This is a genomic window from Natronomonas marina (genome assembly GCF_024298905.1).
Lineage (GTDB): Archaea > Halobacteriota > Halobacteria > Halobacteriales > Haloarculaceae > Natronomonas > Natronomonas marina.
In genome coordinates this window covers 3,068,204-3,092,840 of the sequence record NZ_CP101154.1, presented here as the reverse complement: position 1 = coordinate 3,092,840, position 24,637 = coordinate 3,068,204, and the positions used below count along the sequence as shown (strand labels likewise).

17 protein-coding genes and 1 pseudogene are annotated in these 24,637 nt (G+C 66.7%); 11 read left to right on the top strand and 7 right to left on the bottom strand.

Going from position 1 to position 24,637, the window contains the following annotated elements; translation table 11 throughout:
• The first annotated feature begins 147 nt into the window (after positions 1–147).
• The 3 genes from NLF94_RS16205 to NLF94_RS16195 all read left to right on the top strand — a co-directional run bounded on the left by NLF94_RS16205 (position 148) and on the right by NLF94_RS16195 (position 9,992).
• On the top strand, positions 148–7,407 hold the full coding sequence (locus tag NLF94_RS16205; RefSeq protein WP_254838672.1) for an Ig-like domain-containing protein: 7,260 nt from the start codon (positions 148–150) through the stop codon (positions 7,405–7,407).
• 96 nt (positions 7,408–7,503) lie between these two features.
• On the top strand, positions 7,504–8,658 hold the full coding sequence (locus NLF94_RS16200; RefSeq protein WP_254838671.1) for a glycosyltransferase family 2 protein: 1,155 nt from the start codon (positions 7,504–7,506) through the stop codon (positions 8,656–8,658).
• A 131-nt stretch (positions 8,659–8,789) separates the two neighbouring features.
• Complete coding sequence (locus NLF94_RS16195; protein WP_254838670.1) at positions 8,790–9,992, top strand: glycoside hydrolase family 55 protein; 1,203 nt, start codon at positions 8,790–8,792, stop codon at positions 9,990–9,992.
• Here NLF94_RS16195 and tnpC read toward each other — a convergent pair.
• The 3 genes from tnpC to nreA form a co-directional block, all read right to left on the bottom strand.
• Complete coding sequence (gene tnpC / locus NLF94_RS16190; RefSeq protein WP_434085400.1) at positions 9,981–11,366, bottom strand: IS66 family transposase; 1,386 nt, start codon at positions 11,364–11,366, stop codon at positions 9,981–9,983. The two genes, NLF94_RS16195 and tnpC, sit on opposite strands and share 12 nt — an antisense overlap.
• Positions 11,367–11,827: 461 nt before the next feature.
• Positions 11,828–11,977 (bottom strand): hypothetical protein, encoded by a 150-nt coding sequence (locus NLF94_RS16185; RefSeq protein WP_254838668.1) that lies wholly within the window; start codon positions 11,975–11,977, stop codon positions 11,828–11,830.
• A gap of 45 nt (positions 11,978–12,022) precedes the next feature.
• Positions 12,023–13,306 (bottom strand): DNA repair protein NreA, encoded by a 1,284-nt coding sequence (gene nreA, locus NLF94_RS16180; RefSeq protein WP_254838667.1) that lies wholly within the window; start codon positions 13,304–13,306, stop codon positions 12,023–12,025.
• A gap of 127 nt (positions 13,307–13,433) precedes the next feature.
• Here nreA and NLF94_RS16175 point away from each other — a divergent pair, with 127 nt between their 5' ends.
• Positions 13,434–13,853, top strand: coding sequence for a DUF5518 domain-containing protein (locus tag NLF94_RS16175; RefSeq protein WP_254838666.1), 420 nt, complete (start codon positions 13,434–13,436; stop codon positions 13,851–13,853).
• 19 nt (positions 13,854–13,872) lie between these two features.
• Here the strand turns inward: NLF94_RS16175 and NLF94_RS16170 are convergent, their stop codons facing one another.
• Entirely contained in the window at positions 13,873–14,838 is a 966-nt protein-coding gene (locus tag NLF94_RS16170) for a transcription initiation factor IIB (protein WP_254838665.1), read from the bottom strand.
• 161 nt (positions 14,839–14,999) lie between these two features.
• On the opposite strand from NLF94_RS16170, the gene rnhA reads away from it, so the two are divergent.
• Positions 15,000–15,590, top strand: coding sequence for a ribonuclease HI (gene rnhA / locus NLF94_RS16165; protein WP_254838664.1), 591 nt, complete (start codon positions 15,000–15,002; stop codon positions 15,588–15,590).
• Entirely contained in the window at positions 15,583–16,131 is a 549-nt protein-coding gene (locus tag NLF94_RS16160) for a DUF7108 family protein (RefSeq protein ID WP_254838663.1), read from the top strand. Before rnhA ends, NLF94_RS16160 begins: the two co-directional genes overlap by 8 nt.
• Here the strand turns inward: NLF94_RS16160 and NLF94_RS16155 are convergent, their stop codons facing one another.
• Positions 16,132–16,491, bottom strand: a complete 360-nt coding sequence (locus tag NLF94_RS16155; RefSeq protein WP_254838662.1) for a PadR family transcriptional regulator — start codon at positions 16,489–16,491, stop codon at positions 16,132–16,134.
• Between the two features lie 133 nt (positions 16,492–16,624).
• Here NLF94_RS16155 and NLF94_RS16150 point away from each other — a divergent pair, with 133 nt between their 5' ends.
• Positions 16,625–17,164, top strand: coding sequence for an inorganic diphosphatase (locus NLF94_RS16150; protein WP_254838661.1), 540 nt, complete (start codon positions 16,625–16,627; stop codon positions 17,162–17,164).
• Positions 17,165–17,369: 205 nt separating this feature from the next.
• Here the strand turns inward: NLF94_RS16150 and NLF94_RS16145 are convergent, their stop codons facing one another.
• Entirely contained in the window at positions 17,370–17,786 is a 417-nt protein-coding gene (locus NLF94_RS16145; RefSeq protein WP_254838660.1) for a DUF4260 domain-containing protein, read from the bottom strand.
• A gap of 155 nt (positions 17,787–17,941) precedes the next feature.
• On the opposite strand from NLF94_RS16145, the gene NLF94_RS16140 reads away from it, so the two are divergent.
• The 4 genes from NLF94_RS16140 to NLF94_RS16125 all read left to right on the top strand — a co-directional run bounded on the left by NLF94_RS16140 (position 17,942) and on the right by NLF94_RS16125 (position 23,557).
• The gene (locus tag NLF94_RS16140) at positions 17,942–18,694 is read left to right on the top strand and encodes a metallophosphoesterase family protein (protein WP_254838659.1); all 753 of its coding nucleotides are present in this window, start codon (positions 17,942–17,944) and stop codon (positions 18,692–18,694) included.
• On the top strand, positions 18,691–20,937 hold the full coding sequence (gene ppk1, locus NLF94_RS16135) for a polyphosphate kinase 1 (RefSeq protein WP_254838658.1): 2,247 nt from the start codon (positions 18,691–18,693) through the stop codon (positions 20,935–20,937). Before NLF94_RS16140 ends, ppk1 begins: the two co-directional genes overlap by 4 nt.
• Before the next feature lie 403 nt (positions 20,938–21,340).
• Complete coding sequence (locus NLF94_RS16130) at positions 21,341–22,684, top strand: alkaline phosphatase family protein (protein ID WP_254838657.1); 1,344 nt, start codon at positions 21,341–21,343, stop codon at positions 22,682–22,684.
• An 84-nt stretch (positions 22,685–22,768) separates the two neighbouring features.
• Positions 22,769–23,557, top strand: coding sequence for a CPBP family intramembrane glutamic endopeptidase (locus tag NLF94_RS16125; RefSeq protein WP_254838656.1), 789 nt, complete (start codon positions 22,769–22,771; stop codon positions 23,555–23,557).
• A 379-nt stretch (positions 23,558–23,936) separates the two neighbouring features.
• Here the strand turns inward: NLF94_RS16125 and NLF94_RS16120 are convergent.
• A pseudogene (locus NLF94_RS16120) lies at positions 23,937–24,632 on the bottom strand (RNA-guided endonuclease TnpB family protein); the annotation flags it as partial.
• Between the last annotated feature and the right edge of the window lie 5 nt (positions 24,633–24,637).

The window sequence follows — 24,637 nt, the reverse complement described above, 5'->3', positions numbered from 1 at the left end:
GCCAGTAACAAAAAAAGCCGCTGCAGCGCGGCGAAATACAGGAATTTTAACAGGTAGGCAACTGGACTAGAAAAAATACAACGTCTCTAACGAGAGTCTATTAGACTATTAACAAAGTCCCATCTCCCTGAGTGTTGTCCCATCGCAATGGCACTATGGAAGCGCGGAACGAGTGCGGGGAACGGGACGAAACTACTGGCGGTCTGTCTGGCGGTCGTGACTGCCCTGTCGATGGTCGTCGCGCCCGTGGGCCTCGCCGCGGGGTCGACCGACGGGGGTGACGTCGACCACTCGGCTGCCTCGTCACTGGAAACATCCGCCGAGTCCACCGGCACGGTCTCGACCGCGGCAGTGCAGCCGTCGAACTTCTCGAGCTCGACGTTCCTCTCGGGCGTCAATCAGCCGATGGGGATGACGTTCCTCCCCGACGGCCGGATGCTGCTCCTCGAGAAACCGGGGACGATCGAGATCACCGACCCGGGCGACGGGACGAAGGACACGAGCACGTACCTGGACATCACCGGGAAGGTCAACGACGGGAGCGAGCGTGGGCTCATCGACATCGCGCTCGACCCGAACTTCGAGCAGAACGGCTACGTCTACGTGTTCTACTCGAACGACGCGGAGGATACGAACCGCATCGCCCGGTTCACCCACCAGGAGAACGGCGGGGGCCTGCAGAGCACTGCTGACGCCTCGAGCGAGTTCGTCGTCTGGAAGGAGGACGAACAGTGGCAGAGCTGCTGTCACCAGGGCGCCGGGCTGGACTTCGGTCCCGATGGGAAGCTCTGGCTCACCACGGGCGACGACTTCCAGGGCGGCGCCGTCTCCCAGGACCTGAGCCGGGCCAGCGGGAAGGTCATCCGCGTCAACAAGGACGGGACCATCCCCCAGGACAACCCGTACGTCGACGACGGCGACCCGAACACGCTCGGCGAGATCTGGGCCTACGGGGTCCGCAACCCGTTCCGGGCGGAGTGGGACCTGCAGAGCGGTCGGTTCTTCTTCGGCGACGTCGGCGGCAACAGCGCCCCCGACTACGAGGAGGTGAACGTCGCCACGCTCGACAACCCGGCCGCCAACTACGGGTGGCCCGACTGTGAGGGCACCTCGAAGTCGAACGAGGACGCACCCTGCGACGTCAGTCAGACGGCGCCGGTCTACTCGTACCCGCACAGCGAGGGGAACTCGATCACGGGCGGCGAGGTGTACCGCGGCCAGCAGTTCCCCGACGAGTACCAGGGCGCGTACTTCTTCGGCGACTACGCGAAGGACTGGATCAAGTACCTGACGTTCGACTCGAACGGCGACGTCCAGAGCGTCGAGATGTTCGAGGACAGCGCAAACAACGTCAACGCCATCTCCGTCGGTCCCGACGGGTCGCTCTACTGGACGAGCATCAGCGACGGGACGATCCACGAGGTCACCTACACGGGCAACCAGGCCCCGAGCATCGACTCCGTCTCGGCGACACCCACGTCGGCGGCGAGCGCGCCACAGACGGTCGACTTCAGCGTCTCGGCCAGCGACCCCGACCAGGACTCGCTCACCTACAACTGGACGTTCGGCGACGGATCGACGGCCTCGGGCGCCTCGCCGAGCCACACCTACCAGAGCGCCGGCACCTACACGGCGTACGTCGAGGTGAGTGACGGCACGCAGACGGTCGAGTCCCAGCCGATCGAGATCACGATCGGCGAACCGCCCTCGGTGACGATCGACTCGCCGGCCGACGGAAGCCTCTTCCAGGCGGGCGACACGATCGAGTTCAACGCCAGCGGCACCGACCCGCAGGACGGCACCCTGAGCAGTGACGCGTTCACCTGGGACGTCGTCTTCGATCACGACCCGCCGGAGGGGGCCGCACACACGCATCCCGTTCTCTCCGATTACACGGGCGAGAGCGGCTCCTTCGACGTGCCCGCGTCGGGGCACGGCTACTCGACCGACACCAGCTACACGCTGACGGTCACCGCGACCGACTCCGACGGGCTCTCGGCGTCGGATTCGGTCACCATCGAACCCGACAAGGTCGACATCACGTTCGCGACGGACCCCGGTGGTCTCGAGCTGAGCGTCGATGGGCTCCCGGTGAACGACGGGGCCGTCATCGACACGCTGGTCGGCTTCGAACACGAGGTGAGCGCCCCGACGACACAGTGCCTGAACGGCCGCGAGTACGAGTTCCAGGGCTGGTCGGACGGTGGTGCACAGACGCACACGTACACGGTCCCGACATCCGACGCCACGCTCACCGCGAACTACCAGGACGTCGGCGAGTGCTCGGCCCCCGTCACGGACGGCCTCGTCGCGCAGTTCGAGGCCGACCAGGGCGTGACGACGAGCGGCGGGCAGGTCACGGGCTGGGCCGACCAGTCCGGGCAGGGCAACGACCTCGCGGCGGTCGGTGATCCGACGACGGCCACCGCGCCGAGCGGGCAACCGGTTATCAGTCTCGACGGCGACGGCGACAAACTCGAGCGGACTGATGCCCTGTCGGGGCTCCCGTCGGGTAGCCAGAACCGGACGATGTTCGTCGTCACCGAGTATCAGAACGCCAACGAGTGGGCCGGAGCAGCATTCGGCGCCGCGAATCCCAACGAGGCCTTCGGCCTCATCGTCCAGGAGGACTCCGGCCTGCTGGACGTGACCGGGTACTTCACCGACATCACCTCGGACACCCAGGGCACCGGCGCCGGCTGGCTGGTCCAGTCGGCCACCGTCGCCGACGATCAGGTCACCCACTACAAGAACGGCACCCAGATCGACAACGGCACCCACACCTACGAGACGGACCCCGACGACGCCCAAGCGAAGTTCATCGTGGGCGAGGAAATCTCCGGCGCCGGCTACAACGACATGGAGGTCGCCGCCGTCCTCGTCTACGACCGCGCACTCTCCGATTCGGAGCGCCAGCAAGTCGAGGCGTACTTCCAGCAGAAGTACCTCTCCCAGGAAGCGACCAACCAGAACCCGACGGCCGTCGACGACTCGGCCTCGGTGACGGCTGGATCCTCGACGACGATCGACGTGCTTGCCAACGACGACGACCCGGACGGCAGCCTCGACGCCTCGACGGTCACCATCGATCAGGGCCCCGCCCACGGCACCGCGACGGTGAACCCCGACGGCTCGATCACGTACGCCCACGACGGGTCGGACACGACGTCGGATACGTTCGTCTACCAGGTCAGCGACGACCAGGGCGCCGGTGACGCCGCGACGGTCACGGTGTCGATCGACCAGGGGACGGACACGGGCGGCTCGTCGCTGCCGGTGACGAGCGGCCTCGTGACGCACTACGCGGCCGACCAGGGCGTCAGCGTCGGGACCGGCGACGTGGTCACGGGCTGGGCCGACCAGTCCGGTCAGGGTAACGACCTCACCGCCACCGGCGACCCGCTGGTCAAACACGACACGCTCGCCGGGAATCAGGTGATCAGCTTCGACGGCGACGGCGACGCGCTCGTCCGGACGGCGGCGCTGAACGGCCTCCCGTCGGGGAACGACGACCGGACGATCATATACGTCGTCGACTACCAGAGCTCGCCGGACTGGGGCGGCGGTGTCGCCTACGGGGCGACGGTCTGCAACGACGCCTTCGGCCTCATCGTCCACGACAGCAGCCTGCAGGTGCAGGGCTGGTGCGAGGACTTCACCGCACCCGCCTCCGCCGAGGTCGGTTCGGGAGACTGGCTGACCCACTCGGCGGTTCTCTCCGGCGACCAGGTCACCCACTACAAGAACGGCACCCAGATCGACCAGTTCACCCACACCTACGACACCGACCCCCAGAAGATCGTCGTCGGCGCCGAACTCGACGAGGACCCCTACGTCGACATGGAGGTCGCCGAGGTCGTGGTCTACGACCGCGCGCTGACCGACACCGAACGCCAGCAGGTCGAGACCTACTTCGAGCAGACGTACTTCACCGCGAACGCGGCCCCGACCGCGAGCGACGACTCGGGAAGCGTCACGGCGGGGCAATCGACGACCATCGACGTGCTCGCCAACGACACCGACAGCGATGGTAGCCTGAACGCCTCGTCCGTCCAGGTCACGAGCGGGCCCGCGACCGGCACGGCCACGGCCAACCCCGACGGCAACATCACCTACAGCGCGCCCTCGGGTGCCAGCGGTGACGTCACGTTCGGCTACACGGTCGACGACGACGACGGCGCCACCTCGAACGAGGCGACCGTCACCGTCTCGATCAGCGCGGACACCGGAACCGGCACCTACGGCACGTCGACGGGCCAGGCGACGAACGTCGTCATCGATACCTCGACGGCGACCAACGCCTCGGCGACTCTCGACGGCACGCTCACGCTGGGTGACAAACAGGAGGCGACGCCGTACGTCAAGATCTGGCCGGAGGGACAGCCGGAGGACGCCTTCTGGTACACGGGCGCGCCGACGACCCAGTCCGGTGGATTCCAGTTCGACGTCGTGTTGAGCCCGAGCACCACCTACGTCTGGCAGACGCTCGCCCAGAGCGGCGACGGCGCGTGGAAGGCTGGCGAGGAGAAGACGTTCACCACCCCGACGGGCCAGTACTTCGGGGTCGACAGTACCGGCGCGAGCGACGTGGGTGTCGAGTCCGCGACGCTGAACGGCGAGATCGTCAACCTCGGCGACAACGCCGACGCCCAGGTGTACTTCACCTACTGGAAGCAGGGACAGAAGGACTCGACGCTGACCTGGTACACCGGTCCGGTGCAGGACTCGCCCGGCGCGTTCAGCACCGAGGTCGGTCTCGAGCCCGGGACGACCTACGAGTACCGGGCGTTCGGCCAGAGCAACGAGGGCGAGTGGAAGGCCGGCCCCGCGGAGACGTTCACCACCCAGTCCGGGCAGCCGTACGGCGTCGCGACCGAGTCGGCGACGAACGTCGATGCGGACTCGGCGACGTTGCAGGGCAACCTCACGGGGCTCGGCGACCGCGACAACGCGACGGTCTACTTCCAGTACTGGAAACAGGGCCAGAAGGGCTCGACGCTGACCTGGTGGACCGGCTCCTCGCTGAGCAGTCCCGGCCAGTTCGGTGCGGACGTGACCGGGCTCGATTCCGAGACGACCTACGTCTTCCAGGCGTACGCCGAGAGCGACGACGGCAAGTGGACCGCCGGCAGCGAGGAAACGTTCACGACCGACGCGACGGGAGCGGTAAACCAGCCGCCGACGGCCAGCGACGACGCCGCGACCGTCACGGCGGGTGAGTCGACCACCATCGACGTCCTCGCCAACGACACCGACAGCGACGGCTCGCTGAACGCCTCGTCGGTCTCGATCGCGAGCGGGCCGTCGAACGGGACGGTTTCGGTCAACCCGGACGGCACGATCTCCTACAGTGCACCCTCGGGCGCGAGTGGTGACGTGACGTTCACCTACACGGTCGCCGACGACGACGGCGCGACGGACACCGCCACGGTGACCGTCACCGTCACCCAGCCCCCGGACTCGTCGCTGCCGGTGACGAGCGGCCTTGTCACCCACCTCGAAGCCGGACAGGGCGTGACGACGAGCGGCGACAACGTCACGGGCTGGGCCGACCAGTCCGGGCAGGGCAACGACCTCACGGCGTCGGGCGATCCGACGCTCGTCACTGACGGTCCGAACGGGCAACCGGTTATCAGTCTCGACGGCGACGGCGACAAACTCGAGCGGACTGATGCCCTGTCGGGGCTCCCGTCGGGTAGCCAGAACCGGACGATGTTCGTCGTCACCGAGTATCAGAACGCCAACGAGTGGGCCGGAGCAGCGTTCGGCGCCGCGAATCCCAACGAGGCCTTCGGCCTCATCGTCCAGGAGGACTCCGGCCTGCTGGACGTGACCGGGTACTTCACCGACATCACCTCGGCCACCCAGGGCACCGGCGCCGGCTGGCTGGTCCAGTCGGCCACCGTCGCCGACGATCAGGTCACCCACTACAAGAACGGCACCCAGATCGACAGCGGCACCCACACCTACGAGACGGACCCCGACGACGCCCAAGCGAAGTTCATCGTGGGCGAGGAAATCTCCGGCGCCGGCTACAACGACATGGAGGTCGCCGCCGTTCTCGTCTACGACCGCGCACTCTCCGATTCGGAGCGCCAGCAAGTCGAGGCGTACTTCCAGCAGAAGTACCTCGACACCACTGGCACCTCGAACGTAGCCCCGACCGCCAGCGACGACGCCGCGAGCGTGACGGCGGGGCAGTCGACCACTATCGACGTCCTCGCCAACGACACCGACAGCGACGGCTCGCTGAACGCCTCGTCCGTCCAGGTCACGAGCGGGCCGGCGACCGGCACGGCCACGGCCAACCCCGATGGCACGATCACCTACGACACCCCCTCGGGCGCCAGCGGTGACGCGACGTTCACGTACACCGTCGACGACGACGACGGCGCCACGTCCAACGAGGCGACCGTCACCGTCTCGATCAGCGCAGCCAACACGGCGCCGACGGCCAGCGACGACTCGGCAACGGTCGACGCCGGACAGTCCGTCGTCGTGGACGTCCTCGCCAACGACACCGACAGCGACGGCAGCCTGAACGCCTCGTCCGTTCAGGTCACGAGCGGGCCGTCGAACGGGACGGTTTCGGTCGACGATTCGACCGGCGCGATCACCTACACCCACGGCGGCTCCGACTCGGCGTCGGACAGCTTCACCTACTCGGTGGCGGACGACGACGGCGCGACCGACACCGCCACCGTCTCGATCACTGTGAACCAGCCCACCACCTCGTCGCTTCCGGTGACGAGCGGGCTGGTCACGCACTTCGACGCCGGGCAGGGCGTGACGACGAGCGGCGACAACGTCACGGGCTGGGCCGACCAGTCCGGGCAGGGCAACGACCTCACGGCGTCGGGCGATCCGACGCTCGTCACTGACGGTCCGAACGGGGAACCGATGGTCAGTCTGGACGGCACCGACGACCTGCTCCAGCGGACGGACACGCTGACTGGCCTCCCGTCGGGGAACGACAGCCGGACGATCATGTACGTCGTGAACTACCAGAGCTCGCCGGACTGGGGCGGCGGTGTCGCCTACGGCGCGGCGGCCTGCAACAACGCCTTCGGCCTCATCGTCCACGACAGCAGCCTGCAGGTGCAGGGCTGGTGCGAGGACTTCACCGCGCCCGCCTCCGCCGACGTTGGTTCCGACACCTGGCTGACCCAGTCGGCGGTTCTGGCCTCGGACCAGGTCACCCACTACAAGAACGGCACCCAGATCGACCAGTTCACCCACACCTACGACACCGACCCGCAGAAGATCGTCGTCGGCGCCGAACTCGACGGGAGCCCACTGGTCGACATGGAGGTCGCCGAGGTCGTGGTCTACGACCGCGCGCTGACCGACACCGAACGCCAGCAGGTCGAGCAGTACCTGCAGGACAAGTACGGCATCGGGGCCTGATTCCCTGTCGAACGTCGCCCCGGTTCCCCCGCGACCGCTCGATTCGGTCGGAGACACCCGGAACCCTACCACCCCACACGAAATCTCGATTCAAAGATGATCTGGTCCGAACTCGTCACGCTAATCCGGATACTCGGTGCCTTCGTCGGCCTCGTCTTCACGCTGATGATGGGCACCGGTCTGCTCCTGTCGGTTCGCTACGAGCCGGAGCGGAGCGGCGAGCGAGCCGAGAACGTACGGCTCGTGATCACGACGGTCGCCGCCGCCCACGTCGCCACCGCGCTTCGCGAGACGCTGGACCACACCACCGCGAGGTTCTCCGACTGTGAGATCTTCTGCGTCCTCGACGAGGGGAGCGATCTCCAGGCCGAACTCCTCGACCGCGACGACGTCACGACCGTCGTCGTGCCGGAGTCGTACGACTGCGAGGCGGTCGCCAAGGGACGGGCCATCAACTACTTCATCGAGACGGTCGTCGCCGAGGCACCGTCGTACTGGTACGGGTTCATCGACGACGACAACCGCGTCCTCGACGACGCGTTCCTCTACGAGATTCCCCACTACGAGGAGCGCGGCTACCGGGCGATGAACCCCGTTCTCCTCCCGCGCCGGGGCCGGTCGGTGACGACGTTCATGGCCGACCACATCCGCTTCGTCGACGACCTGTCCATCTACCGTCTGTTCACCGGCGTCCTCGGAAAACCCTACCTCGGGTTCCACGGCGAGTTGCTCTGTGCCCGCGGCGACGTCCTCGCGGAGATCGGCTTCGATCGGGAGACGATCGTCGAGGACTTCGCCTTCGCGCTCGAGTTGGTGAAACGGGACGTCCCGGTCTGGCAGAGCGCGACCCGCGTGAGCATTCTCAGCCCGCACGACGTCACGTCGTTCCTGAAGCAACGGTCGCGCTGGTATCTCGGTATCGCCCGGTACCTCCCGAAGGCACCGGTCGCGAGCCGGGTCGTCGTCGGTGCTCGCATCCTTACCTGGACCGTCGCCGTCGCGTCCAGCTGGGTGTTCCTCCCGCTGTGGCTCCTCGGGTACGGGCTCGCGTTTCCGACGTGGGTCGTCGGCCTGCTCGCGGCGGGCAGTCTCATCTACGTCAGCACCATCGGACTGGGCGCACGGCGAGTCGGCGGTCTCGAAGGCGCGGGCCTGCTGCTACTCACGCCGGTCTACGCGACGCTCGAACACGTCGTGCCCCTGTATGCGCTCTGGACCCGCGACAGCGAGTTCGTCGTCATCGACAAGTGAGACATGCGCGCGCTCGGACACCGGATCGGTCGGAAACGACCCGATCGGCACGGATGGCGGGACCCGAGCGGACCGGTCGCCGGTAGAACCACGGTACCCCCGGTCGAACGGTACGACACCGGACAGACCACATGGTTCGAGAGGGTATCGACCGTCGGCGACGAGCGACGCTCCGAGCGGTCGCCGCCGGAATCGGCGTCCTCCCGGTCGGGCGGGGCGCCCGATCCCTCCGGACGGACGAGGAACCCGAGTGGAGGGCGTCGATGAGAGGGACCGTGAAACCGACCGGCGCCGATTTCCTCGTCACCCGGGACGACGGAACGTCGTACGTCTTCCGACGGGGGACCGACGATCCCGCGTTCGGTGGCTCCGGCAGCGACGCCATCCAGTACGCGATCGACGCCGGTGAGGCGACCGGAACGGGCACCGCCATCGAAGTCGCACCGGGAACCTACGAGCTCGATCGGCCGGTGACGCTGGCGGGGGCGACGTGGGTCGCCGGAAGCGGCCCCGCGACGACCCTCCGTGCTGCCGACGGGCTGAACGCGGACCTCCTGACGATCCCGTCGGGTGCCGAACACGTCCGCGTTTCCGACCTCCGGATCGACGGCAACCGGTCCGGCAACGAGCGGGGGGACTGTCTGGTCGTGGTCGGGTACACATGGCGACCGGTCGTCGAACACCTCGTCGTCCGGAACGGAGCGGGCGACGGCGTCCGGTTCGAGGGCGGGCCCAACGGGGAGTACTCCTACGAACCGACGCTCACGGACGTCGACGTGGCACGCTGTGCCGGCGACGGGTTCGTCTTCGGGTACACCGGGGACCTGTTCGGCGTGAACCTGTACGCCGAAAGCTGCGAGAGCTACGGGTTCACGATGGCGGACGCCGGCGGGACGCTGATCCACCCCCACGCGTACGACACGAGGGGCGAGGCAGGTATCCGAATGATAGAGAGCGCGAAGGACGCCACGCTCGTAGGGGCCCACAGCGAGCGCAACCGGCGACACGGCGTGCTGATCAAGGGCGACCGGGTCACCCTCCGGAACGCGTTCGTCGCCAACAATTCGCGCGACGACCCCGGTTCCTACAGCGGGGTCGTCCTCGACGGGGCACACCGCAGTAGGGTCGTCGAGTCCGCACTGCTCAACGACGACGATTACGACCGTACGCAAGGACACGGCCTCGTCGAAACGTCGGACAGTCGTGACAACCTGATCTCGTTCAACCTCCTTCACGGCAACGCCGCCGCGGCCGTCGACCGGCCGTCACGGTCGACCGGGTCCACGTACCGGTTCAATCGGGGATACCGGACCGGTACGTGTTTAGCCCGATGACTCAACGACCGGCACAGCCTGATCTCGTGAAACCATCTCGTTGTTTCGAGAGACTCGCTTGAGTTCGTCGTAGGGATTGCGTCCCTGCTGGCGCCACGTCGCCAGCAGGGACAGCACCGTCTCATGAACGAACATCCCGCGGTCGTTGCGGAGTGTTCCGATAAGTTTCCGGAGAACCACTGGTTCACGGAGCGCGTTTTCGGCGGCATTGTTGGTCGGAGAGACCGCTGGCTCACCGACGAAGGTGAGCCAGTGGTCGAGGCCACCTTCGATCTTTCCGAGCAGTGTTGCCACTGGTCCGTCGGGAACTGACCGCTCAATCAGCGATTCAAGCTCTCTTCGTGCAACACACTGGAGCTCTGCTCGCTCACGAATGGACAAGTCGCTCTCCAGCCGCGTCTGGAGAGCGACGTACAACTGCTTGAGAGACTCGTAGATCGGTTTGCCTTCGGGGTGCTTCTCGGCGGCATCTTTAGCCTCCCGCAGAATATGAGCCCAACACCGCTGTAGATTGTCGCTGAAGGCCGGATAGGCCGTCCACCCATCACAGATGACCGTTCCCGCGAAGTCCTCGCCGAGGACTTCCGCGGGAACATCGCTTCCACGACTCTCTCTAACAGCGTAGAGCGTGTGGTTCTCGGTGGTGAACGTCCAGATCCATGCTTGCTCACCATCCCGCTTGATGCCTGTTTCGTCGATGTGGACAACGTCGGCCTGCCAGATCTGGCGGCGGATCTGCTCGTATTCACAGCGACCGGCGCGCGCAGCGCGCTCGGTCGCGTGCCATGCGGACGCGCCCGACAACTCCAGTTCATGTAGCTGCTCGAAACGGTCTGCAATCTTCCGATAGGGGAGGCGGTAATCGTACCTCGACAGTGCAGATTGGGCGATAACGTTCACCCCGAACTGCCCCTCATCGGGGCAGTCGGGGTGTGTAGCGACTGTCTCAGTCCCACAGGAGTCGCACTGGTAGCAGTGGCGGTTGTATTGCGTGACTTCTGGTGGCTGTGGGTCCGGTATCTCCTCGACGAGTCGGGGGCTGACGCCCACCGACTCGTCGAAGTGTTGGCCACACTCTGGACAGCAGTCACAGGTAACCTCAACTTCTTCGTCCGGATCAGCCGTAGAGCGCCACTCCGGGTCGTGACCGTCCTTTCGTCCGGGAGCGCCGCCATCAGTTCTAACATCGTCGTCTTCGTCATCTTGCGAGGTCGGGGACTCGTCAGTCCCCGACCGTCGCTTACTCGGCGGTGTATGTGGATTCTCGTATTTGCGAAGCCGTGTTTCGAGTTCTTCGATTCGCTCTTGCTGCTCTTCGATCCGTTCGTCCTTTTGCTCAAGTTTCTCCTCCAGCTCGTCAATTCGCTCTTCCATCTGGAGAAACCGTGAGAGAAGTTCGTCTTTGCTGAGGTCATCCCACTCCACTATGACCACCTCAGCGTTACCTCAGCAGGGTCACCGGGATGGTCTCCGAGCGGAGACCATCCCTGGAGAAATTCAATTAGCCCTTGCTGAGGGTGCATATCCCCCCGATTGGTCGCCTGTTACGAGATAGTGGCGAAATTCATCGGGGCTAAACACGTACCCGGACCGAAAACGGCGGTCGAACGACCGTCGGCGACGGCGACTCGATCACCCACGGCCTGGCCGACCGGCCGCGGCAGTACTGGATCAACTCGACGGAGCCGGGAACGTACGCGCACGTCGTCGACGCCACTCGAACGTATCTCGTCGTCGAGGCGGTACGGATACGGACGGGAGAGCCGTCGCAGGGCGACGTCGACGTCGTCTGGGGTGCATCGACGACGTGACGTACTTGTGCCGAAGCGACCCGCTCACCGCCCGAGCAGCCGCCGGAAGACGCCCCGCTCTGAGAGCGCCCGGTAGAGGTAGAAGCACGGAAAGACGAGGAAGACGACCGATAGCAGGACGACGAACAGCGCCGGCCCCGAGAGCAGCGCCGCGTGCGTGGAGGCGGGGAGCATACCCGACGGATACGCCGACGGCGGCTTAATCGCTTCGAGAACGGGTCAGGGCCGGTCGGTCCCGCCGGCGCCGAACGCCGAGAGGTCGGCCTGGACGCCGGCGGCCATCGTCGACTTCCGGCGGAGGTCGGCCATCGAGACGGGCAGTTGCGGCACCAGCTTTCGGACGGCGTCGTGGAACGTCTCCGCGACGGCCGGTTCGTTGTCGAAGGCGTTGCGGACCGACTCGCGTATCTGCCAGACGCCGACCGGCGCCCAGTACTCGTTGGTGGCGTGCCGCACCACGAACACCTTCGCCTGCCGGTCGCGGTCGGCGAAGTGCTCCAGGACCCCGAGGCGGGCGGCGTAGTAGGCGCCGGAGGTCTCGTCGACGTACCCCGTGCGACCCTCGTAGCCCTCGCGGTCGGCGGCCATATACAGTTGGCCGTCTGGGTCGGGGTTCCAGATGGAGCCGGGCGCCTTCAGTTCCAGCAACTCGAACTCCCAGTCGCCCGGCGCCGCGATTATCCAGTAGTCGTTGCCCACGTAGCGGTTGTGCCACACCTTCGTCTCGCCGATGGTCGGGGCGTTGCGGATCGTACCCCGCAGGTACTGCCCGACGGTGTCGTCGACGGCGGTGATGGACCACCGCGTCGGGACCAGCCGCCGGTTCTCGCCGACCCCGAGCGCGCCGACCGACAGCACGTTGTTGACGTCGTAGACGTCGAATCCCCGGCGGTAGAGGTAGGTGATGGCGCCCTCCGCGCGCCAGTCGTCGTCCGAGAGGGTCTTCTCGACGGCCCGGGGAACCGAGGGGTTCTCGGTCAGTCGGGCGGCCTCGGCGCTGGCGCGGGGGCCCCGCGGTGCGGCGATGTCCTCGAGGCTGCCGTCGAGGTCGAAGCCCGGCGACTCCGCCAGACCGAGTTCGACGTCGACGGGGCGGTCGGCGATGGCGACCTCCCTCTGGGTGCCGACGAAGCCGTCCCAGACATCCTCGACGTCGACGGTCGCCCGCCGCGTGGAGTTCAGAAGGCCCGTTCGCTTTGCGAAGACGTCCTCGATGGAGAAGTCCTGCCGGTACCACTCGCCGTCGGTCACGTAGGCGTCGGCGTCGTCCTCGTCGCCGACGGGCGCCAGCAGGCCCGTCGAGACGTTCGGATACGACGACCGGCCGACGAACACCGATGGCGCCGTCGAACCGACCACCGCGTCGTCGGTCAGCGTCTCGTCGAACCGGGCCCGTGCGGCGTCGAGGTGATCCGTGATGGCGTATGACTTCTCCTCGGCGAGTTTCCGCAACTCGACGGACTCCTCGCGGTCGAGTCCGTCGACGTACTCGTCGAGGCGCATGGCGGGGCTTCGTCGGGGACGGACAAAGGCTGTTCGGCGGCGCCGCGGTGCCGCGTTCGCCGCCCCGGACGCCGCCCGGTTCGCTGGCACCACAACGTCCAAGTGATGAGGTTCGAAAATTACCCGCATGGACCTCCGAAACGCGTTCGCGGAGGACGCCTGGCGCTACCCCGTCGCCGCCGGACTCGGTTCGGTTCCGTTCACGGTGCTGTGTGTCCGGGTCACCGAACTGCCGTCGATACTCCCCGTGTTTCTCGCCGGCGGTGTGGTCGGGTACGTGTTCGGCGGTCGGGGCGTCCCGGGTCGGCGGGTCGGGTGGCGAACGGGGCTGGTCGGTTCGGTCGCCGTACTTCCGAAATCGGTTCGGTTCGTCTCGACGATACCGGACTACTCGTGGTCACTTCCGTTCTCGCTCCTCGCGGGGTTGCTCGCGGTTCTGTTCGTGGGCATCTTCGTGACCGTCTTCGGCGGGTTCGGAGCCCTCGGCGGGCACGTCGGCGGCTGGTTGGACGGCAGTTCCGACGCGGCGAACGCCTCGCTCGGTTGAGTTTCGCGCCGGCCGGGCCTCAGGAGTGAATGCCCATCGCTTCGATCTGTTCCTGGTAGCGGTTCCGGATGGTGACCTCGGTCACCTGGGCGACGTCGGCGACCTCGCGCTGGGTCTTCTTCTCGTTGCAGAGCAGGGAGGCAGCGTAGATGGCCGCAGCGGCGTAGCCGGTCGGCGACTTGCCGGAGAGTAGGCCCTTCTCGGCGGTCGTCTCGATTATCTCGTTGGCCTTCGTCTGGACCTCCTCGGAGAGTTCCAGTTCCGAGCAGAAGCGGGGGACGTACTTCTTGGGGTCGACGGGTTCCATCTCGAGGCCGAGTTCCTGGGAGATGTAGCGGTAGGTGCGGCCGATCTCCTTGCGCTCGACGCGGGAGACCTCGCTGATCTCCTCCAGGGAGCGCGGGATGCCCTCCTTGCGGCAGGCGGCGTACAGCGCGGCGGTGGCGACGCCCTCGATGGAGCGGCCGCGGATGAGATCGTCGTCGAGCGCCCGCCGGTAGATGACGGAGGCGACCTCCCTGACGGAGCGGGGGACGCCGAGTGCGGAGGACATCCGGTCGATCTCCGAGAGGGCGAACTGGAGGTTCCGCTCGCCGGCGTCCTTGGTGCGGATGCGTTCCTGCCACTTGCGGAGGCGGTGCATCTGGGAGCGCTTCTTCGAGGAGATCGAACGGCCGTAGGCGTCCTTGTCCTTCCAGTCGATGGTCGTCGTCAGCCCCTTGTCGTGCATCGTCTGGGTCGTCGGCGCCCCGACGCGGGATTTTTCCTGTCGCTCGGAGTGGTTGAACGCCCGCCACTCCGGCCCGGGGTCGATGTGGTCCTCCTCGACGACGAGCCCACAGTCGTCACAGACCAACTCGCCCCGGTCGGCGTCCTTGACGATGTTATCCGAGGAACACTCCGGACAGACCGTCGCTTCGTCCTGATCGACACCCTCGCCCTCCTCCTCTCGCTCGCGCTCCCGTTGACGGGTGGGCCGTGTCATCGCGTTTTTATACTCACTCGATGAACTGCCTTAAACCCTCGCAAACACGTCATAATATCTGACACTAATCGCACTACTGGGGCGGGGCGGTTTCGGCGGAGTAGGCGGATACTAAACGGATATCGGAAAGGATAACACTCGGAAGCCGCCAGCGCAGAACGATGCCCGTCGTCGACTGCGACCCCGAGGTCGCCCGCGAACGGCTCGAAGACGCCGGTGTCGACGTCGAGGCCGGCAACACGGAGCACGAACTGTGGCGGGCGAGTCACGCGGGCGCGACGGCCGTCGCCTACGAGGACAAGGTCGTCGTCCAGGGTGGGGACCCCGCACGGCTCGTCGGACTGCTCCGGGAGGGCGGCGGGCGGGCCCACCTCTACTTCGACGGCGGCTCCCGCGGCAACCCCGGTCCGGCGGCGGTCGGGTGGGTCATCGTCACGAGCGACGGCATCGTCGCCGAGGGGTCCGAGCGCATCGGCCGGGCGACGAACAACCAGGCCGAGTACGAGGCACTCGTCCGTGGGCTTGCGGCGGCCGACGACTACGGCTTCGAGGAGGCCGTCGTCAGGGGCGACTCCGAACTGGTCGTCAGGCAGGTCCGCGGCGAGTGGGACACGAACGACCCGACGCTGCGCGAAAAACGGGTCCGGGCACGGGAGCTACTCGAGCGGTTCGGCGAGTGGTCCATCGAACACGTACCGCGGGAGATAAACAGCCGCGCGGACGAACTGGTCAACGACGCACTCGATGGCTGACGAGACGCCACTCCCCCAGGAGGTCGTGAACCGCGCGCTGACGCTCACCCGCCGGATGCGGGCGGCCGTCGACGACAACGAGCGGGCGGCCTACCGCACCGAACGGGACCGACTGCTCGGCGAGCACGACTACGTCCCCCGGGTCCGCGAGGACGACCCCGGCGAGACGCTGGTGCTGTACCCCGACGAGTGGGTCGAGGAGGGCGTCGTCCGGGTCGACCGCATCGAGGACACCGACCGCGCCGTCGAGCGGTCGCTGTCCGGGGTCGGCAGCGGCGACTGGGAGACCGTCGAGGAACACAATCGGAGCGTCGCCGAGCGGGTCCGCGAGGAGTACGGCGACCCTCACGGCGAAAACGCCCACGCCTTCGCCGACTTCATGAGCAACCACTACGCCAAGCGGGTCGAGGAGGCGACGCCGGCCGAACGCGAGGAGTTCCGCGAGGAGTACTTCCGGCGGAACGCCTGGCCGACCGAGGCCCAACGCGAGGCTGTCGAGGAGTCGCTTCGGCTGCTCGAAGAAATCGCGGTCTCGGGGTAGTTACTCGAACTGCTCGACCAGGTCGTGGAGTCGCGCGGCCCGTTCCCCGTCCGTCGCGACGTTCGAGAAGACCCACTCCAGCTGGCCGAGGACCGCCTCCAGCCCCTCGTCGGTCAGGGCGTACTCGTTGGTCCGCTTGTCGAGTTCGCTCTTCTCGACGAGCCCCATCTCGACGAGGTCGTCGAGGTTCGGGTAGAGCCGGCCGTGGTTGACCTCGCTGTCGTAGTAGTTCTCGAGTTCGCGCTTGATCGCGAGCCCGTATCTCGCGTCCTCGGCCAGGATGGTGAGGATGTTCTGCTGGAACGCCGTCAGGTCCCGTGCGATGCCCGGATCCGGGGTGGCTGTCTGTGCCTCTGACATACGAAAAAACACGTTCGCAACACACTTAACATTTATCAAACATCTATAAGTGCCTGGGTGTTCAACTGCAGGGTCGTTCCCGGGACGGGCGCGTGTCGAAAGCTCTTTGCGGCCGTCACGCGCAGGCCGACACATGGCTGGAGCGAACCTGTGGGAAGACCTCGAGACGGGGCCGAACGCGCCCGAGGAGATCTACGCGGTCGTCGAGTGCCTGAAGGGCGAGCGCAACAAGTACGAGTACGACAAGGACATCCCCGGCGTCGTTCTCGACCGGGTGTTGCACTCGAACGTCCACTACCCCTCGGACTACGGTTTCATCCCGCAGTCGTACTACGACGACGAGGACCCCTTCGACGTTCTGGTGCTCGTCGAAGACCAGACGTTCCCCGGCTGCGTCATCGAAGCCCGTCCGGTCGCGCTGATGAAGATGGACGACGACGGCGAGCAGGACGACAAGGTCATCGCGGTTCCCAGCGAGGACCCCCGCTGGGACCACATCGAGGACGTCGACGACATCCCCCAGCAGACGCTCGACGAGATAGACGAGTTCTTCGCAACGTACAAGAACTTAGAGGAGGGCAAGGAGGTCGAGACGCTGGGCTGGGAGGACCGACAGGCCGCCTACGACGCCATCGAACACGCCCAGGACCTCTACGAGGAGCACTTCGGATAGGCCGGCCAGCGGACTGCCGGTTCTCGCCGCCGCGAGCGACGAACCGACCACCGGCAGGTATCCGGAGCGGTCCGGAGCGGTCGGGATCGCTCGGTAGGCCTCCCCCGCGTCGCCGAGGTGGAGATGTCCCGGCGAGGACGGGTTCGTCCGGGACCCGGTGGCGACGGCCGACGGACGCTACGCCCTCGCGGGCGGGCCGGGACGGTCAGTCGTCGCCGGTGACGGCGCTGGCGACCGGGTCGTCGGGAACGTCGGCCCCGGGACGGCGGTCGGCGTCGGCCGACAGGTGCGTGTCCCCGAACCCGGTGGGGTACTTGAGGCCGTAGCCGACCGCGCGGTCGACACCGATGTGGGCGGCCCACACGAGCGCGATCCACTGGAGCGGCGGCACGGCGAGTCCCACGCCGACGGCGCCGAGTGCCAGCGGGCCGAGGTAGGTGTGGACGGCGTTGTAGAGTCGGCTTCCGGCGTGAGCGCCCGCGAGGTACCCGACCATCGAGAGGTCCGGCGCCAGCGCCAGCACCGCGAACAGCCACAGCGGGCCGCCGGCCGCGTAGTACGCCGCGATTGCGGCGAGAGCGACCGCGAGACCCTCGGCACGGAGCAGTAATCTCGGTTCCATGCCGGATAGACGACGGCCGAGGAGAAGAACTCGTAGTGAGCCGTGATAGCAGCGCGGGAGAGCGACCGCCCCGTCGCTATACTCCCCCCAACCGGTATATATCGGTACACAGCAATCATAGCAACCCACTTTCCGGCTACTGTCTCACTGACCGTATGCGACCAGCAAGTGCCGACGGGACGGCCGTCGCGGGCACCGACGGTGCCGGGGAGACGGCGCCGGCCGGCGCGACGTTCGCCGACCCGCTCGCGGGACTCCACCGACGGTTCGACGCCGCCCGCTTCGACGACATCTACGTCGTCGGCGACGTTCACGGCTGTATCGACGAACTCCGCGACCTCCTCGACCCCCTCGACGTGGATTCCGACGACCTCGTCGTGTTCGTCGGCGACCTCGTCCGGAAGGGGCCGGACAGCGAGGCGGTACTGGAGTTGGTCGGCGCCTCGCCGAACATGGTGAGCGTCCGTGGCAACAACGAACAGAAGTTCATCGACGGCGAGGAACCGCCCGAGCGACTCGGTGACGGTATCGACCGCGTGGCGTCGATGCCGGCCGCCGTCTCCTTCGACGAGGCACTCGTCGTCCACGGCGGCGTCGACCCGCGTCGGCCGCTGGCCGAGCACGCGCTCGTCGACCTGCTGGAGACGCGTGCTATCCCGCCCGAGAACGGCTACGAGGGGCCATTCTGGTTCGAACTCCACGAGGGACCGCCGCGGGTATTCTTCGGCCACACCGTCCTCGAGGCGCCACTCGACCGCGAGTGGGCGGTCGGCCTCGACACCGGCTGCGTCTACGGCGGCGAACTGACGGCCTACGACTACCGCGCCGGGGAGTTCGTGAGCGTCCCGGCCCGGGAGACCTACCGGCACCGCGACTCGGACAGCATCGTCGACCCGCCCGGACGATGAGCGACGGGGGGCAGGGGGACGGAGCCGCCGACGGAACCGCCGCGGGCACCGGGGAGCCCGCCGACGCGACGGAGCCGGACGGCAACGAACCCGGGGACGACGCGAGCGAGCCGACCGTCGACCTCTCGGACCCGGCGCTGTACCTGAACCGGGAGCTGAGCGAACTGGCGTTCCAGCGGCGGGTGCTCCGGGAGGCCGAAGACGAGCGAAATCCGCCCCTCGAGCGGGCGAAGTTCCTCGCCATCCTCACGAAGAACCTCGACGAGTTCTTCATGAAGCGAGTGGGAGGCCTCAAACAGCAGATGGCTGCCGGGGTGACCGAGCGGACGCCGGACGGGATGACGCCGGCAGAACAGTGGACGGCGGCCTTCGAGACGGCGGTGCCGATGTTCGAACGGCAGGACGAGTGCTGGCGGGATGCGGTGCGGCCGGCGCTGGCGGAGGCGGGCGTCGAGGTGGTCGACATCGAGGCGCTGACCGACGCGGAGCGAGCGAACCTCCGGGAGCGGTTCGAGGAGTCGGTGCTGCCGACGCTGACTCCGCTGACGTTCGACCCCGCCCACCCATTCCCGTTCATCTCGAACCTCAGCCTCTCGATGGCGGTGCTGACTCGCCGGTCGGACGAGGAAGAGCCGACCTTCTCGCGGGTGAAGATACCCGAGAACCGGCCGCGGTTCCTCCGGGTGGACGAGGGGCGGTTCGTCCCCATCGAGGCCGTCGTCGCCGCCAACCTCGAGTTGCTCTTCCCGGACGTCGAGGTGGTCGACCACGCGATGTTTCGGGTGACGCGCAACGCCGAGGTCCGGCGCAACGAGGAGGTCGCCGAGGACCTCATCGAGGCCATCGAGGGGGTCCTCCGGGACCGCCGGTTCGCGACGGTCGTGCGGCTGGAGGTCGCCGCCGGCATGAGCGACCGCGCCCGGGCGGTCCTCGTCGAGCAACTCGACCTCGACGCCGAGGAGGTGGTCGAACGCGAGGGACTGCTCGACCACGAGGACCTGTTCGACCTCGTCGAGTTGGACCGCCCCGAACTGAAGATCGATCCGTGGACGCCACAGCCGCACCCCCGGCTCGTCGACGTTGAGGACGAGGGCGAGGTCTTCGCCGAGATACGCCGGGGCGACCTGCTGGTCCACCACCCGTATCACTCCTTCGAGGGGACCGTCCAGCGGTTCCTGCAGGCGGCCGCCCACGACCCCGACGTGCTCGCAATCAAGGCGGCCATCTACCGGACGGCCGACGACTCGAAGGTCATCGAGGCGCTCATCGACGCCGCCAAGAACGGCAAACAGGTCGCCGTGATGGTCGAGTTGAAGGCCCGCTTCGACGAGGCGAACAACCTCCGGTGGGTCCGCCGCCTCGAGGAGGAGGGCATCCACGTCGCCTACGGCACCATCGGCCTAAAGACACACACGAAGACATCGCTCGTGGTCCGGGAGGACGACGACGGCGTCCGGCAGTACGCCCACGTCGGTACCGGCAACTACCACTCCGAGACCGCAAAGACCTACGAGGATCTGGGCGTGCTGACCGCCGACCCCAGCATCGGGCACGACCTGGTGAAGCTGTTCAACTTCTTCACGGGCCACGCGATGCACGACTCCTACCGGAAACTGCTCGTCGCCCCGGAGAACATGCGCGAGCGGTTCACGGAACTCGTTCGGCGGGAGGCCGCCCACGCCCGCGACGGCGACGGCGGTCGCATCGTCGCCAAGGTCAACCGCCTGGAGGACCCCGACATCGTCGAGGAGCTGTACCGCGCCTCGATGGCCGGCGTCGAGGTCGACCTCGTGGTGCGGGACATCTGCCGGCTCCGCCCCGGCGTCGAGGGCGTCAGCGAGACCGTCACGGTTCGCAGCATCGTCGGGCGGTTCCTCGAACACTCTCGGGTCTTCTACTTCGAGAACGCCGGCGACGAACGGTTCTACATCGGTAGCGCCGACTGGATGGAACGGAACCTCGACAACCGCGTCGAAGCGGTGACGCCCGTCGAGGACGACGACCTCCGCGAGCGCCTGCGGGCCATCCTCCGTCTGAACCTCCAGGACAACCGACGGGCCTGGGAGATGGCACCCGACGGCAGCTACACCCGGTGTCGGCCCGGCGACGAGGCGGTCGTCGACACCCACGCCCGGCTGATGCGGGAGGCCCGCGACGCCGCCGAGCGGGCCAGAACCGACGACGGCGTCGTGTTGGACCTGGTGGACTCGCTGGCGCCCGAGGAGTTCGAGGGGCCGCCCTGAGTCGGCCCCGCCGACGACGTGTCCGGGGATTCCCCGGAGACATACGAAGGCAGATGAAATAATTGAAAGTAATCCTTCCTCGAATCCGCTACGTAACTTGGTTTTCGACTGCTTGATTCCCTACAGTAATACACAGAATTACGACGATACATTATGTTTATAGTGTGATATATGGGGCTGGAGGACCAACCGTCGGGCATGAGCGCCGAAGGGCAGTCCCCAATGGGGATGCGTCACATGACCGTCGTGCCCGAGAACTTCGACACCGTCGAGGAGCCGGACGTCGAGAACGACGGCGAATAGCCGACTCGCGGTCGCCGACGCGTTTGCCGCGTTCGCCGACAACCGACCCTTCTGGCAGCAGAAACGAAAGTTCTTGTAGGCGCCTGCCCCAGACGCCGGTATGGGACTGTTCGATCGACTTCGCGGCGGCGAGGGGCCACGAGTCGCCTTCTTCGGTATCGATGGGGTGCCGTACAGCCTCGTCGCGGACAACGAGGAGACCTTCGAGAACCTCAACGCCATCGAGGACGCGGGCGCCGGCGGCGCCATCGACTCCATCGTCCCGCCGGAGTCGTCGGCCTGCTGGCCGGCGCTGACGACCGGCGTCAACCCCGGCGAGACCGGCGTCTACGGCTTTCAGGATCGGGAAGTGGGTAGCTACGACACCTACGTTCCGATGGGCCGGGACGTCCAGGCGACGCGGCTGTGGAGTCGGGTCGGCGACGCCGGCCGCGAGGCGACCGTGATGAACGTGCCCGTGACCTTCCCGCCGGATCGGGACGTCCAGCGGATGGTCAGCGGCTTCCTCTCGCCCGGCGTCGACAAGGCGGCCTACCCCGACGAACTCCGCGAGACGCTGGAGGGACTCGACTACAAGATCGACGTCAACGCCAAACTCGGCCACGACGACGACAAGAGCGACTTCATCGAGGACGCCCACGAGACGCTGGACGCCCGGTTCGAGGCGTTCAAACACTACATCACGGAGGACGACTGGGACCTCTTCTTCGGCGTCTTCATGACGACCGACCGGGTCAACCACTTCCTGTTCAAACACTACGCCGAGGACGGCGAGTACAAGCAGGAGTTCCTCGAGTTCTACGAGAAGGTCGACCGCTACCTGGGCGAGTTACGCGGGATGCTCGACGACGATACCACGATGGTCGTCGCCTCCGACCACGGCTTCACGCCGCTTGACTGGGAGGTCAAGTGCAACGTCTGGCTCGAGGAGAACGGCTGGCTATCCTACGAGGACGACGACCACGACAGTCTCGAGGACATCGGCGACGACACGAAGGCGTACTCGCTGATCCCCGGCCGGTTCTACGTCAACCTCGAGGGCCGCGAGCCCCGTGGGTCCGTTCCCCAGGAGGAGTACGAGCAGGTCCGCAGCGAACTCAAGGCCGAACTCGAGATGATGGAGGGACCGGACGGCACCCCCGTCGCCGACCGCGTCGTCACGAAGGAGCAGGCCTTCCGCGGCGACCACGACGACATCGCGCCGGACCTCGTCGTCGTTCCGAACCACGGCTTCGACCTGAAGTCCGGGTTCAAGGGCGGCGCCGACGTCTTCGACACCGGTCCCCGCAACGGCATGCACAGCTTCGACAACGCCTGTCTGTTCGTCGACGACGACGACGCCCGCATCGACGACGCCGACCTCTACGACATCGCGCCGACGCTCCTGGAACTCCTCGATTTGGAGGTCGACCGCGGCGAGTTCGACGGCGCGAGCCTGGTGTAGGGGCAGCCGGGCTCGTCGCCCTGCGGCCCCGACCGGCCCGCCGACTCCGTGCCCTATTTACAGCCCTGCGCCCACAGTTCCGGCATGGAATCCCCTCCAGCGGACGGCCGGGCAACGGAGTCACCGCTGCGAACTGTCGGCGCCGCGGTCGGTCTCGGCGTCGCGGGTATCGTCGCTCTCGCCGTCGTCTCGATACCGGTCGGCCTCCTCGGCGGAGCCGCCGGCCTCGCGTTCGGGACGGTGTTCGTCGTCTCGATCGTCCTCGGGCAGTACGTCGGCTTCGTCGGTCTCGGGCTGGCGTACCTCCGGGGCCGCGGCCTCGAGTGGCCGGCCGTCCGCTCGTATCTCGGCATCAGACGGCCGTCACTGCGGGACCTCGGCGTCGTCGTCGCCGGCTATCTGGCCATCATCGGGGTTCTGGTAGCCGTCCTGGCGGCCGTCCTGCAGTTCCTCCCCGAACCCGCGGAGAACCAGGGGGCGGCGGTGTTCGCGGACAATCCCGAGCTGATACCGGTCGGGATCGTCGTGATGTTCCTCGTCGTCGGTCCCTCCGAGGAGCTACTCTACCGGGGTATCGTCCAGAACCGGCTCCGCGAACGGCTGTCGGCCGTGCCCGCGGTCGCCATCGCCGGGAGCATCTTCGCCGTCGTCCACGTCGCCGCCCTCGCCGGCAGCCCCTCGGCGGTCGCGGTGACCGTGCTGGTGTTGCTCGTCCCCGGCCTCGTGCTCGGGGCCGTCTACGAGTACACCGGCAACCTCGTCGTTCCCTGGCTGCTGCACAGCACGCACAACTCCGTCCTGCTCACGCTGCTGCTGGTGGGCGACGTCACGAACGCGCCGACCGGCCTCCTCGCGGCCGCCGTCGCGTTCTGAGCCCGAACGGGCGTTCCCGGCGACCTCGAAGCCGGGGCGGATGTGGTGTTCTCGGCTCGCAAGCGCCGGTCTCGGACGGCGTCGCACGGACTGCTACGACCCGTCTCGGCCTCACTCCACCTCGGTCCCGGTGCGTTGACATCCTCCCCGCCCTAAAGGGCGAGGATTCCCCGAAGGGGATATTCAGGTTGCGCGTGTCCTCGGGCCTCAAGTACGCTTTCGCGTGGGCCGTCAACGGTCGCCACCGAGTTGTGACCAACAGTGTGCTTTCCAGCGCGTACAGCCCTGTCAATGGGGCCTTCCTCCCCGCATACAGCGGGCGTCAACGACGGCTGGCTATTCAACCAGCGAGGCCGCACGGTTCGCCTCACCCGAAGTGTTAGGCCGTGCATGGTTCACCCTCCCGTTGAGCGATATTCTCCGAAGCGTTCAGGTCGGCGTGCCGTCCACGACCACACTCCGAACACGAAAAGTGGTTGCCATCACGCGTCCCCACCGAACCGCACTCCGAACACTCCTGACTGGTATGGTACGCATCAACCTTCTCAACGCGAATCCCAGCACGTTCGGCCTTGTACGTGATGAACTGTTGGAGTTGGTGGAAATGCCACGAGTGAACGCCCGACCACGAACTGTTCTCACGGATACCTTCGAGGTCTTCCATCCTGATAACCGGATTCTCGAACTGTTCCGCGAATGTGATGAGGCGACGGGAGAGTTTGTGGTTCAAGTCAGTGATTCGACGCTGTTCTTTATCACCCACACGGTTGCGCGCGCGAAGCGCACCCGCTTCCTGTAGCGAATCGCGCAGGGAACGATATTTGCGTCGAACGTACTTCGCCTCACCACCAGACACCAGCATCGACTCACCCTCACCGTAGGCCGTCGCTGCGAGGATGTCTCGTTCGCCAATATCAACACCGATGGGCGTCTCACCAGTCGGCTCCGTCTCGTACTCGATATTGAACGTACAGTACCAGTCCTCGCCACGACGGTACACTTGTAGTCGGGTCTTCTTAGCGTCCCCCTCAACCAGTCGGTCTACGGGGTCGGAAATGTCGTCGTACACCCCTATAGTGA

Bases quoted from the DNA above. Each gene is read 5' to 3' on its own strand.
- NLF94_RS16140 (WP_254838659.1), top strand. From the start codon at position 17,942: ATGCGACCAGCAAGTGCCGACGGGACGGCCGTCGCGGGCACCGACGGT.
- NLF94_RS16130 (WP_254838657.1), top strand. From the start codon at position 21,341: ATGGGACTGTTCGATCGACTTCGCGGCGGCGAGGGGCCACGAGTCGCC.
- NLF94_RS16145 (WP_254838660.1), bottom strand. From the start codon at position 17,786: ATGGAACCGAGATTACTGCTCCGTGCCGAGGGTCTCGCGGTCGCTCTC.
- NLF94_RS16175 (WP_254838666.1), top strand. From the start codon at position 13,434: ATGGACCTCCGAAACGCGTTCGCGGAGGACGCCTGGCGCTACCCCGTC.
- NLF94_RS16205 (WP_254838672.1), top strand. From the start codon at position 148: ATGGCACTATGGAAGCGCGGAACGAGTGCGGGGAACGGGACGAAACTA.
- ppk1 (WP_254838658.1), top strand. From the start codon at position 18,691: ATGAGCGACGGGGGGCAGGGGGACGGAGCCGCCGACGGAACCGCCGCG.
- NLF94_RS16160 (WP_254838663.1), top strand. From the start codon at position 15,583: ATGGCTGACGAGACGCCACTCCCCCAGGAGGTCGTGAACCGCGCGCTG.
- rnhA (WP_254838664.1), top strand. From the start codon at position 15,000: ATGCCCGTCGTCGACTGCGACCCCGAGGTCGCCCGCGAACGGCTCGAA.
- NLF94_RS16200 (WP_254838671.1), top strand. From the start codon at position 7,504: ATGATCTGGTCCGAACTCGTCACGCTAATCCGGATACTCGGTGCCTTC.
- NLF94_RS16195 (WP_254838670.1), top strand. From the start codon at position 8,790: ATGGTTCGAGAGGGTATCGACCGTCGGCGACGAGCGACGCTCCGAGCG.
- NLF94_RS16170 (WP_254838665.1), bottom strand. From the start codon at position 14,838: ATGACACGGCCCACCCGTCAACGGGAGCGCGAGCGAGAGGAGGAGGGC.
- NLF94_RS16185 (WP_254838668.1), bottom strand. From the start codon at position 11,977: ATGCTCCCCGCCTCCACGCACGCGGCGCTGCTCTCGGGGCCGGCGCTG.
- NLF94_RS16150 (WP_254838661.1), top strand. From the start codon at position 16,625: ATGGCTGGAGCGAACCTGTGGGAAGACCTCGAGACGGGGCCGAACGCG.
- nreA (WP_254838667.1), bottom strand. From the start codon at position 13,306: ATGCGCCTCGACGAGTACGTCGACGGACTCGACCGCGAGGAGTCCGTC.
- NLF94_RS16155 (WP_254838662.1), bottom strand. From the start codon at position 16,491: ATGTCAGAGGCACAGACAGCCACCCCGGATCCGGGCATCGCACGGGAC.
- tnpC (WP_434085400.1), bottom strand. From the start codon at position 11,366: ATGGAAGAGCGAATTGACGAGCTGGAGGAGAAACTTGAGCAAAAGGAC.
- NLF94_RS16125 (WP_254838656.1), top strand. From the start codon at position 22,769: ATGGAATCCCCTCCAGCGGACGGCCGGGCAACGGAGTCACCGCTGCGA.